Source organism: Intrasporangium sp. (assembly GCF_039812505.1).
In the GTDB taxonomy this organism is placed as follows: domain Bacteria; phylum Actinomycetota; class Actinomycetes; order Actinomycetales; family Dermatophilaceae; genus Intrasporangium_A.
This window is the reverse complement of sequence record NZ_JBDIAQ010000126.1, coordinates 1-10,445: the sequence shown is the minus strand read 5'-3', so window position 1 is coordinate 10,445 and position 10,445 is coordinate 1. Positions and strand designations below refer to the sequence as shown.

The window sequence follows — 10,445 nt, the reverse complement described above, 5'->3', positions numbered from 1 at the left end:
CCGGGGTGTCCGCCGCAGGTGGGTCCGAGGGGCGCGGGCGACGACGACGCCCGCGCCGTGAGCTGCGCTCGCGCATCGCGGCCATCAGGTCTATCGAACCGGCGTCACGGTGGTCGTGGCCCGGCGCGGCCACGCCGCCCTCGGCCTCGACGTCATACACCTCCGAGGGCCCGGACTCGCGCAGGTGCGCCGCGAGGGTCGGGCCGGTGGGCTCGTCCTGCTCGTCGGCACTGAGCCAGCGTGCCTCGTCATCGAGGGCCTGCACCGCGCGGGCCGGCACGTCGAAGGACCACTCGGCCTGGCGTTGCCGACCACCGGCGTTGAAGAAGACGACGACGGTCCATTGGCCCTTGTCGTCGCGTCGGGAGTCCCAGCGGGCCGTGCCCGCGTCGATCTGGCGAGACCGGAGGCGCTCGTCGACCCGGTTGCCGAGCAGCCCGCGTCCCGGGCTGCACCCCGGTGAGCGCAGCCGGACCTGCCGGCCGAGCGCGGCGACGTGCGCCCGCTCGGCGAGGATGGGCACCTCGTAGCGGCGCACCTTCTCGACCGTCCAGCCGGCCCGGTCGGCCGCCTCCTCCGCCGTGAGGCCGGCCCGGATCATGGCCTGCACGTCCTTGGGCCGCAGGCCGCCGTCGAGCTGCACCTGCAGCTGGCCGAGACGCGGGCGGTCCCGGCGGACCGCGGCCCGCAACGGCTCGTCGAGCGGGACCCGGTACCGGTTGCCGTCTTCGTCCGTGAGGATGAGATGTGCCCCGTCCTCGTGGACGCCGACGAGCCGAAGGTCCTGCATCGATGGGTCTCCCGGTCACTTGTCAGGTTCGTGCCGAGTCGAGCATGCCATCCCGGTCGGCGGTGAGGAAGCGTCCACGCCGCGCAGGGCCGGGTTTCTCCGGCCCGGGGGTGGCCTGAGACAGTGAGGGCATGCAGCCCTACGACGCGCTCGTCCTCGTCGGCTTCGGCGGCCCCGAGGCACCGGGCGAGGTCATACCCTTCCTGCGGCGGGTGACGGCCGGGCGCGCCGTTCCCGACGAGCGGCTCGCCGAGGTCGCCCGGCACTACCACCACGTCGGCGGGCGCAGCCCGATCAACGACCAGAACCGGGCTCTGCTCGCGGCGCTGCGCGCCGAGCTCGACGCCCGGGGAGACGACCTGCCGGTCTTCTGGGGCAACCGCAACAGCGCACCCTGGCTCGCCGACGCGCTGCGCGAGGCGTATGCCGCCGGGCACCGTCGCCTCGTCGCCGTCACCACCAGCGCCTACGCCTGCTACTCCTCCTGCCGCCAGTACCGCGAGAACCTCGCCGACGCGGTCGCCGAGCTGGCCGTGGACGGCGTCGAGCTGACCGTGGACAAGATCGCGCCCTACGCGCCGCGCCCGGGATTCGCGCACGCGAACCTCGAGCGGCTCGTCGGGTCCATGCGGGTCCTCGACGGCACGCCCGACGAGCAGATCGCGCTCCTGTTCGTCACCCACTCGATCCCGACCGGTATGGACCGGACCTCCGGGCCCGGCGGGGGCGCCGGGGAGCTCTACCGGCGCCAGCACCTCGCCCTCGCCGCGACCCTGACCGAGCAGAGCAACCGCATCCTGCGTCGGCAGCTGGTCGGCGAGCTCGTCTTCTGCTCGCGCTCCGGCTCGCCCGCGCAGCCCTGGCTCGAGCCCGACGTCAACGACCGGCTCGGGCAGCTGGCCGAGGCCGGGATCGGGACCGTCGTGCTCGCCCCCGTCGGGTTCGTCTCCGACCACATGGAGGTCGTCTACGACCTCGACACCGAGGCGGCCGCCACCGCCGGGCGGCTCGGGATGCGGCTGGTCCGGGTCCCAACCGTCGGCACCCTGCCCACCTTCGTGCACGACCTCGTCGACGCGGTGGCGGACCGGGCGGGCGAGGCCCGCGGTGAGCCCGTGGCCGACTTCCCCGGCCGGATGCCCTCGGTGTGCGCACCCGGGTGCTGTCGCAACCCGCGCGGCGCGCGACCGGCCCTCTGCGGGCGAGACTGAAGGCAGGTGCCCATGGACCACGTCCCAGACCCTGAGCTGCTCGTCGAGCTCGAGCGGCTCTGCACCGAGCTCGCCTTCAGGGCCGGCCGGTTCATCCACGACGAGAGACCCGGACACGTTCGGGTAGCCGACACGAAGTCCAGCGAGACCGACGTCGTCACGATCATGGACCGCCGTTCGGAGCAGCTGCTGCACGACCTCGTCCGGCAGGCCCGACCCGAGGACGGCATCCTCGGCGAGGAGGGGGCGCACGTCTCGGGGAGGTCCGGCCTGACCTGGGTCATCGACCCGATCGACGGCACCGTCAACTACCTCTACGACATCCCGGCGTACGCGGTCTCCGTCGCGGTCGTCGTGGGCGACCCCGAGACGCCCGGGGCCTGGCGGCCGGTGGCCGCGGCGGTGTCGGACCCGTGCCGCGGCGTGGTGCACCACGCGCGCCGTGGGGGTGGGGCGTGGACGCGGCCCGACCGCCCGGACGAGCACGACACAGGCCGGGACCGGCGCCTGGCCGTCTCGGCCGAGGCCCGGCTCGGCCGCGCCCTGCTCGCGACCGGCTTCGGCTACGAGGCGCAGGTGCGGGCCCGGCAGGCCGAGGTGCTGCGGGAGGTGCTGCCCCGAGTCCGCGACATCCGGCGCATCGGCAGCGCCGCCCTCGACCTCGCGCGGGTCGCCGAAGGCACCGTCGATGCCTACGCCGAGTCCGGCATCAACGCGTGGGACCTGGCGGCCGGCTGGCTCCTCGTCGAGGAGGCCGGCGGCCGGGTCGTCGGTGTGGGGGAGCACCCCGGGCCGAGCCTCACCGTCGCCGCCGGGCCGGCCCTCGTCGAGCCGGTACGAACCCTCTTCACGGGCCGAACCGACCCCGACCGCGACGCCTGGTGAAACGGATGTGACAGCGGGCTGCCGATAGGGCACAATCCGCGCACGAACAATGTTCGACAAGCCGGGTTTGACAACCCGGTCGACGGGAACAAAGCGTGGGGGAGGGGACGTTCTCCCACACGCAACCTGAGGGAGTGGTGAGAGGGCGACAATGGCTACTGACTACGACGCGCCGCGCAAGACCGACGACGACCTGTCCGAGGACTCGATCGAAGAGCTGAAGTCGCGTCGCGTGGACAAGAGCTCGTCGAGCGTGGACGTCGACGAGACCGAGCAGGCAGAGGGTTTCGAGCTGCCTGGGGCCGACCTGTCCGGTGAGGAGCTGTCGGTGCGGGTGCTGCCGAAGCAGGCCGACGAGTTCACCTGCTCGCGCTGCTTCCTGGTCCACCACCGCAGCCAGCTGGCCAAGCAGGTCGGGGGACAGATGATCTGCTCGGACTGCGCGGCCTGAACACCGCGACACACGCAGTAGGGTCGGTCCTCGTGACCGACCCTCGCGCATGCCCCGAACAGGTGGTCCGGATCGTCCGGCTCGACCCCGGGCTGCCGTTGCCCGCCTACGCCCACCCGGGTGACGCGGGCGCCGACCTGCGGGCCCGTGTCGATGTCACGCTGGCCCCGGGGGAGCGGGCCCTGGTGCCCACCGGGATCGCGATCGCCCTGCCGCCGGGGCATGCCGGGTTCGTGGTGCCGCGGTCGGGCCTGGCCACCCGGCACGGCATCACGACCGTCAACGCACCGGGCACGGTCGACGCCGGGTACCGCGGCGAGGTCAAGGTCAACCTGGTCAACCTGGACCCGCGGCAGAGCTTCACGGTGCGGCGGGGGGACCGCATCGCCCAGCTGGTGGTCCAGCCGGTCGTGCAGGCCCGCTTCCTCGCCGTGGATTCGCTCGAAGCGACCCAACGGGGCGACACTGGTCACGGGTCGACCGGCGGCTTCGGCGGCGGCTCGGCTGCCGAGGGCTGACCACGGCGACGCGTGACACCGAAGGACGGAAGCATCAACGTGGGACTTTTCAAACGAGACAGGTCGGGAACCGACTCCGGCGACGACGCGCTCGCGTCGGAGGCACCGGCGGACGACGCACCGGCGGAACGCGCCGGTGACCTGTCGGACGCACCACCGGAGCAGGGCCCCTGGGACCGCAGCGACGTGACCGACGAGGCCGAGTACCTCAACCTCGGGTCGATCTGGCTCAAGGGCCTGACCGGCATGGAGCTGCGTATCGAGGTCGACGAGCAGGAACAGCAGATCACCGGCGTGACCGCCGTGCTCGGCGAGTCGGCCGTCCAGCTGCAGGCGTTCGCCGCCCCCCGCACCGAGGGGGTGTGGGTGGACATCCGCAACGAGATCGCCGCGGCGATCACCGACTCGGGCGGGACGGCCGAGGTGGTGACCGGGGAGTTCGGGCAGGAGCTGCGTACCCGCATGCCGCAGACCGGACCGGACGGGGGCACCACCTTCGTCCCGGCCCGATTCCTGGGTGTCGACGGGCCCCGCTGGTTCCTGCGGGCGGTCGTCAGCGGTCGCGCCGCGAGCGACCTCGACGCGGCCGGACCGATCCACGAGGTGGTACGCACCGTGGTCATCGACCGCGGTGACGCGGCGATGCCGCCACGCGAGCTGCTGCCGCTGCGCCTGCCGGAGGCCGTGGCCCCGGCCGCGCCCGCCGCGTCGGCCGCACCTGCGGGGGGCCCACCCCGGTTGGACGACCTGAACCCCTTCGAGCGCGGCCCCGAGATCACCGAGGTCCGCTGAGGCATGACCCGCGAACCACGGAGCGCGCTGGGCCGTCTCGGCAGGCGGCTGCTGCGCTCGTCCGACCAGATCGACTCCGATGCGCTGGCCCGTGAGAGCACCGACCTCGGCCGGCAGCACATCGGCGACCTGGTGCCGCGCACCGTCGCCAGTGTCCGCGGTGAGATCCGCTCGATCACGCTGCGACCGTCCGACGAGGTCGCGGCCCTCGACGCGGAGCTGTGGGACGGCACCGACGTGCTGCACCTGGTCTGGCTCGGTCGCCGCAGCATCGTCGGGGTCACCCCCGGGGTCAAGCTGCAGGCCACCGGCCGGGTCAGCCGGCACCGTGACGTCCTGACGATGTTCAACCCCTCCTACGAGATCATCGGCCCGGACGGTAGTCGTGGCCACTGACGGCGATGCCGGCCGCGCCGGGAGCACCGGCGTGGCGCGCGAGTCGCTCGACCTGCGCCGGTACGCGACCGTCGAGGAGCTGCTCAAGGACAAGCTGTCCGAGGCGATCGGCGGCTGGCGGGGCGCCGTGGAGAGTGCCGTGCCGACGCTGCTGTTCGCCCTCGTGTGGTCGGTGCGCCGCGACCTGGGCCTGTCCTTGGTGGCCGCTGGCGTGGCCGCACTGGTCTTCCTGCTCGTCCGGCTGCTGCAGCGGCAGGGTGTCAGGTTCGTGCTGTATGCCGCCGCCGGAGTCGGGATCTCCGCCTTCTTCGCGCTCCGGTCGGGCCGGGCCGAGGACGCCTTCCTGCCGGGCATGCTGCAGAACGCCGCCCTGCTCGTCGTGCTGACCGTGACGAACCTGCTGCGGTGGCCGCTCTTCGGGTTCGTCGTCGGCGTCGCGGAGCCGGACCTGTTCGCCGCCGACCCGACCTGGTGGCGCAGGCATCCCGGTCTGGTCTCGGTCGCCTGCCGGCTCGCCTGGATCCTCGTGCTGCTGAACGTGGTGCGACTCGCGATCATGGTCCCGCTCTACCTGGCCGAGCAGGTGGCCGCCCTGGCCGCCGCCAAGGTGGCGCTCGGCTGGCCGGCCTACCTCGTCGCGCTCACCGCGATGGGGGCCATGCTCGTGCGCGGGCGTACGCCGATCGACGCGGCCGCGCCGGGACGGTAGCGGCCGTCGACCGGCCCCGGCGCCACTCCGGTGCTGGACGACGCGGCTCAGGCCTCGGCGGTGCTGGACGACGCGGCTCAGGCCTCGGCGGTGCGCGGCCGGACGTCCGGCGCGAGCAGCCGCTGCAGGCGGGACTCCTGCTCGGCCGTCGTGATGAACAGCATCTCGTCGCCCGCCTCCATGGCGTCGTCGGCCGTCGGCGCGATCGGGCGCTGCCCCCGGATGATCGCGACCAGGACGGTGTCCTCGGGCCACCTGACGTCACCGACCCGGCGACCGGCGAACTCGCTACGGTCCGGCAGGGTGATCTCGACCATCGCGGCGCGGCCCTGCTGGAACTCGAAGATCCGCACCAGGTCACCGATGCTGACCGCCTCCTCGATCAGGGCGGTCATCAGGCGGGGCGTCGACACGGCCACGTCGACCCCCCACGACTCGTCGAACATCCACTCGTTCTTCGGGTTGTTGACCCGCCCGACGGTCCGCGGCACGCCGAACTCCGTCTTGGCGAGCAGCGACACCACGAGGTTGACCTTGTCGTCACCCGTGGCCGCGACGACGACGTCGCACTCCTCGAGCCTGGCCTCCTCGAGCGAGGCCAGCTCGCAGGCGTCCGCGAGCAGCCAGGACGCCTCGGGCACCCGGGACGCCTGGACGTCGTCGGCGTCCTTGTCGATCAGCAGCACCTGGTGACCGCTGGCGAGCAGCTCCTGGGCGATGGACCGGCCGACACTGCCGGCCCCCGCGATGACGACGCGCATCGGACTCCTCGAGATCAGCTGGGGACGGGCGGCTGGTCGCAGATCCGCTCGATGCGCGCCAGCTCGCCGCGGCGCAGCGCGAGATGGACCAGGTCGTCGGACTGCACCACGCTGTCGGGCTCGGGCAGCATCCCCTCACCGAGCCGGGTGACGTAGGCGACCCGGGCACCGGTCAGCGCCTCGACGTCGCGCAGCGGCGTGCCGATCCACGCGGTGGCCAGCGGCACCTCGGCGATGACGATCTTGCCGCTCGGGTCGGTCAGCTCGGGCATCGCACCCTGCGGCAGCAGCCGCTGGATCATCTGGTCGGCGGTCCACCGCACGGTGGCCACCGTCGGAATCCCGAGCCGCTGGTAGACCATGGCCCGCTGCGGGTCGTAGATGCGCGCGACCACGTGCTCCACTCCGAACGTCTCGCGGGCCACCCGGGCGGCGAGGATGTTCGAGTTGTCGCCGCTGCTGACCGCGGCGAAGGCGTACGCCTCCCGGATCCCGGCAGCGACCATGGTGTCCCGGTCGAAGCCGACCCCGGTCACGGTCTGGCCCTCGAACTCCGCCCCGAGACGGCGGAAGGAAGCCGGCTCGGCGTCGATGACGGCAACGTCGTGACCGTTGCGCCCGAGGGTGCGGGCCAGGGTCGAACCGACCCGGCCGCAGCCCATGATGACGAAGTGCACGGTCGCGACGCTACACCAGCGGCGGGCCCGGCTCACGCGCGCGCAAGGGCGCTCGGCGGCATACAGTGTCCTGCGTGCCAGCCTCAGGTTCGCTGCTCAAGCGCATCCTCGTCGGGCGCGCCATGCGCAGCGACAGACTCCACGAGACGCTCCTGCCGAAGCGGCTCGCGCTGCCGATCTTCGCCAGCGACGCACTCTCCTCGGTCGCCTATGCCCCGGACGAGATCCTGCTCATGCTGGGCATGGCCGGCGGCGCCTTCGCCACGACGCACAGCTGGCAGGTCACCCTCGGCGTCATCGCGGTCATGGTCGTCGTCGTCGCGTCGTACCGGCAGAACGTGCACGCCTACCCGTCCGGCGGCGGCGACTACGAGGTCGCCACGGTCAACCTCGGCCCGAAGGCCGGGCTCACCGTGGCCAGCGCGCTGCTGGTCGACTACGTGCTCACCGTCGCCGTGTCGATCTCGTCGGGGGTCGCCAACGCGGCGACCGTGCTGGACTTCGTGCGCGGCCGTGAGGTCGTCGTCGCGGTCGCGCTCATCGTCGTGCTGACGGCGATGAACCTGCGTGGCGTGCGCGAGTCGGGGCGGGCGTTCGCGGTGCCCGTCTACGCCTTCATGGTCGCCATCATCGGGATGGGCATCTACGGCTTCATCCAGCACTTCACCGGCAACCTGGCCCCGGCCGAGAGCGCCGGGCTGACCCTGGTGCCCGAGAGCGGGGAGGAGCTGACCGGGCTGGCGGCGTTCTTCCTGCTGCTGCGCGCGTTCTCGTCGGGCTGCGCCGCGCTGACCGGGGTCGAGGCGATCTCCAACGGCGTGCCGGCCTTCCGCAAGCCCAAGAGCGCCAACGCCGCCGCCACGCTGCTGCTCATGGGCACGATCTCGATCGCGATGCTCAGCTCGATCATCGCCCTGGCCCACTGGACCGAGATCAAGATCGCCGACGACCCGGGCAGCCAGCTGCTGCGCGACGGCACCCCGGTCGGCGACAGCTACGTGCAGGACACCGCGATCGGGCAGCTGGCCACGACGGTCTTCGCCAACTTCCATGCGGGCGTCATCTTCGTCTCGATCGTGACCGGGCTGATCCTCGTGCTCGCCGCCAACACCGCCTTCAACGGGTTCCCGGTGCTGGCCTCGATCCTGGCGCGGGACGGCTACCTGCCACGCCAGATGCACACCCGGGGCGACCGGCTCGCGTTCTCCAACGGGATCCTGATGCTCTCGGCCGCGGCGATCATCCTGGTCATCGTCTTCCGGGCCAGCGTCACGGCGCTCATCCAGCTCTACATCGTCGGGGTCTTCGTCTCGTTCACGACCAGCCAGACCGGGATGATCCGGCACTGGACCCGCCACCTGCGCCTCGAGCGCAACCCGCGCGAACGGCGCCGCATGCAGCGCTCCCGGGTCATCAACTCGATCGGCGCGACGATGTCGGCCACCGTCCTGCTGGTCGTGCTCATCACGAAGTTCCAGGCCGGTGCGCGGTACGCCATCGCCGCGATGGTGGTGCTGTACCTGCTCATGCTGGGGATCAAGCGGCACTACAACGCCGTCAACACCGAGCTGGCCATCGACTGGGAGACCGATCGGCCGACTCTTCCCTCGCACGTCCACGCGATCGTGCTGGTGTCCAAGATCCACAAGCCGACCCTGCGCGCCCTGGCCTATGCCCGGGCCAGCCGCCCCTCCTACCTCGAGGCCCTGACCGTCGACGTCGACCCGGACGAGACGCGCGCGATGCTCGCCGAGTGGTCCCGCCACGAGATCCCGGTGCCGCTGAAGGTGCTCGCCTCCCCCTACCGGCAGATCACCCGGCCGGTCCTGGACTACGTCCGGTCGCTGCGCAGCGACAACCCCCGCGACGTCGTCACCGTCTACCTGCCCGAGTACGTGGTCGGCAGGTGGTGGGAGCAGGTGCTGCACAACCAGAGCGCCCTGCGCCTGAAGGCCCGGCTGCTGTTCACGCCCGGGATCATGGTGGTCAGTGTCCCGTGGCAGCTGGCCTCCTCCGCGGGTATCGAGCAGTCCTGGATCGACGAGCCGCCGATGCACGGGTCCGTCCGCGGGGGCGGCGGGTGAGCCGCGCCCGCCGGCCCCGTGAGCGACCCGGCGACGCGCCCTCCCTGGTCGGCTCCGAGTGGGTGCTCGAGGTGGGCCCGGTGGCCCACGGCGGGCACTGCGTCGCCCGGCACTGCGGGCAGGTCGTCTTCGTGCGCCACGCCCTGCCCGGTGAGCGGGTCCGGGCCCGCGTCACCGAGGGCAGGGCCGGTGACCGGTTCGTGCGAGCCGACGCGGTCGAGGTGCTCGGCGCCTCGCCGCACCGGGTCGAGCGGCCCTGCCGGTACGCGGTGCCCGGCGGCTGCGGCGGCTGCGACCTCCAGCACGTCGCGCCGACCCACCAGCGCGAGCTGAAGGCCGCCGTCGTACGTGAGCAGTTCGCCCGGCTCGCCGGTCTGGACGTCGACGTCGAGGTGGCGCCGGTTCCCGGCGACCGCGACGGGCTGCGCTGGCGCACCCGGGTCGAGTTCGCCGTCGACGCGTCCGGGCGGGCCGGGCTGCACGCGCACCGGTCCGGCCGCGTCGTCCCGCTCGAGGACTGCCTCGTCGCGACCGAGAAGGTCATCGCCTCCACGGTGCTCGACACCGACTGGTCCGGGGTAAGGGCTGTCGACGTCGTCGATGCCGCCCACCCCGAGGACGCGGTCCTGGTGCCGGTCGGGGGGACGGCCGGCGACGGCGGGGGCCGCGTCGGCGAGGTCGCCCGCGACGGCGACTGGGTCGGTGAGTATGCCCTTGCGGCCCGCGGCTTCTGGCAGGTCCACCGGGGTGCGGCGACCACGTTGCTGACGAGGGTGATGGCGCAGCTGGACGTGCGGGCGGGCGACCGCGTGCTCGACCTCTACGCCGGGGCGGGGCTCTTCACGATGCGCCTGGGCGAGCTGGTCGGGCCCACCGGCGCGGTCCTGGGCATCGAGGGTGACCGGCAGGCCGTCAGCGACGGCATCGCGAACTGTGCCGGCCTGCCGGCCGTCGAGTGGCGGGCGGGCCCCGTCCACCGACACCTCGCGGGGCTCGCCGCCCGAGGGGTCACGGCGGACCTGGCCGTTCTCGACCCGCCGCGGGCCGGGGCCGGCTCGCGGGTCGTCGCCGCGCTGGCCGCGATGCGACCACGCCGGATCGTATACGTAGCCTGCGACCCCGCGACCCTGGCCCGGGACGTGCGGACCTTCGCCGCCCACGGGTACCGGAT

General features: G+C 72.8%; 12 protein-coding genes. 9 read left to right on the top strand and 3 right to left on the bottom strand.

The features are described 5' to 3' along the window. Positions 1–790 (bottom strand): septation protein SepH (sepH, locus tag WMI84_RS14135; RefSeq protein ID WP_347354231.1); only part of this gene is annotated, 790 nt, incomplete at its 3' end. Between the two features lie 131 nt (positions 791–921). On the opposite strand from sepH, the gene WMI84_RS14130 reads away from it, so the two are divergent. From WMI84_RS14130 to WMI84_RS14100, 7 genes are all read left to right on the top strand, one after another. Further along, complete coding sequence (locus tag WMI84_RS14130) at positions 922–2,001, top strand: ferrochelatase (RefSeq protein ID WP_347354229.1); 1,080 nt, start codon at positions 922–924, stop codon at positions 1,999–2,001. A 12-nt stretch (positions 2,002–2,013) separates the two neighbouring features. Further along, positions 2,014–2,886, top strand: a complete 873-nt coding sequence (locus WMI84_RS14125) for an inositol monophosphatase family protein (RefSeq protein ID WP_347354227.1) — start codon at positions 2,014–2,016, stop codon at positions 2,884–2,886. A 151-nt stretch (positions 2,887–3,037) separates the two neighbouring features. Then, positions 3,038–3,337 carry a DUF4193 domain-containing protein gene (locus WMI84_RS14120; protein WP_347354225.1) on the top strand — a complete coding sequence of 100 codons (300 nt, stop codon included), beginning with the start codon at positions 3,038–3,040 and terminating at the stop codon, positions 3,335–3,337. A gap of 32 nt (positions 3,338–3,369) precedes the next feature. Next, on the top strand, positions 3,370–3,855 hold the full coding sequence (gene dut, locus WMI84_RS14115) for a dUTP diphosphatase (protein WP_347354223.1): 486 nt from the start codon (positions 3,370–3,372) through the stop codon (positions 3,853–3,855). A gap of 39 nt (positions 3,856–3,894) precedes the next feature. After that, positions 3,895–4,647: a DUF3710 domain-containing protein gene (locus tag WMI84_RS14110; RefSeq protein ID WP_347354221.1), complete on the top strand. Its 753-nt coding sequence runs from the start codon at positions 3,895–3,897 to the stop codon at positions 4,645–4,647. 3 nt (positions 4,648–4,650) lie between these two features. Further along, positions 4,651–5,043 (top strand): OB-fold nucleic acid binding domain-containing protein, encoded by a 393-nt coding sequence (locus WMI84_RS14105; RefSeq protein ID WP_347354219.1) that lies wholly within the window; start codon positions 4,651–4,653, stop codon positions 5,041–5,043. Continuing rightward, positions 5,033–5,752, top strand: a complete 720-nt coding sequence (locus WMI84_RS14100) for a DUF3159 domain-containing protein (protein WP_347354218.1) — start codon at positions 5,033–5,035, stop codon at positions 5,750–5,752. The genes WMI84_RS14105 and WMI84_RS14100 overlap by 11 nt, the downstream gene beginning before the upstream one ends. Before the next feature lie 77 nt (positions 5,753–5,829). Here WMI84_RS14100 and WMI84_RS14095 read toward each other — a convergent pair whose 3' ends face one another. Both WMI84_RS14095 and WMI84_RS14090 read right to left on the bottom strand, forming a co-directional pair. Beyond that, a complete protein-coding gene (locus tag WMI84_RS14095) occupies positions 5,830–6,513 on the bottom strand; it encodes a TrkA family potassium uptake protein (RefSeq protein ID WP_347354216.1) in 684 nt (227 codons plus the stop codon). 14 nt (positions 6,514–6,527) lie between these two features. After that, complete coding sequence (locus tag WMI84_RS14090; RefSeq protein ID WP_347354214.1) at positions 6,528–7,190, bottom strand: TrkA family potassium uptake protein; 663 nt, start codon at positions 7,188–7,190, stop codon at positions 6,528–6,530. 122 nt (positions 7,191–7,312) lie between these two features. Between WMI84_RS14090 and WMI84_RS14085 the strand changes: the two genes are divergently transcribed. Together WMI84_RS14085 and WMI84_RS14080 are read left to right on the top strand one after the other, a co-directional pair. Then, positions 7,313–9,274 (top strand): APC family permease, encoded by a 1,962-nt coding sequence (locus tag WMI84_RS14085; RefSeq protein ID WP_347354233.1) that lies wholly within the window; start codon positions 7,313–7,315, stop codon positions 9,272–9,274. After that, a partial coding sequence (locus WMI84_RS14080) for a TRAM domain-containing protein (protein ID WP_347354212.1) occupies positions 9,271–10,445 on the top strand: 1,175 nt, incomplete at its 3' end. The genes WMI84_RS14085 and WMI84_RS14080, both read left to right, overlap by 4 nt.

Bases quoted from the DNA above. Each gene is read 5' to 3' on its own strand.
- WMI84_RS14095 (WP_347354216.1), bottom strand. From the start codon at position 6,513: ATGCGCGTCGTCATCGCGGGGGCCGGCAGTGTCGGCCGGTCCATCGCC.
- WMI84_RS14130 (WP_347354229.1), top strand. From the start codon at position 922: ATGCAGCCCTACGACGCGCTCGTCCTCGTCGGCTTCGGCGGCCCCGAG.
- WMI84_RS14085 (WP_347354233.1), top strand. From the start codon at position 7,313: ATGCGCAGCGACAGACTCCACGAGACGCTCCTGCCGAAGCGGCTCGCG.
- WMI84_RS14120 (WP_347354225.1), top strand. From the start codon at position 3,038: ATGGCTACTGACTACGACGCGCCGCGCAAGACCGACGACGACCTGTCC.
- WMI84_RS14105 (WP_347354219.1), top strand. From the start codon at position 4,651: ATGACCCGCGAACCACGGAGCGCGCTGGGCCGTCTCGGCAGGCGGCTG.
- WMI84_RS14125 (WP_347354227.1), top strand. From the start codon at position 2,014: ATGGACCACGTCCCAGACCCTGAGCTGCTCGTCGAGCTCGAGCGGCTC.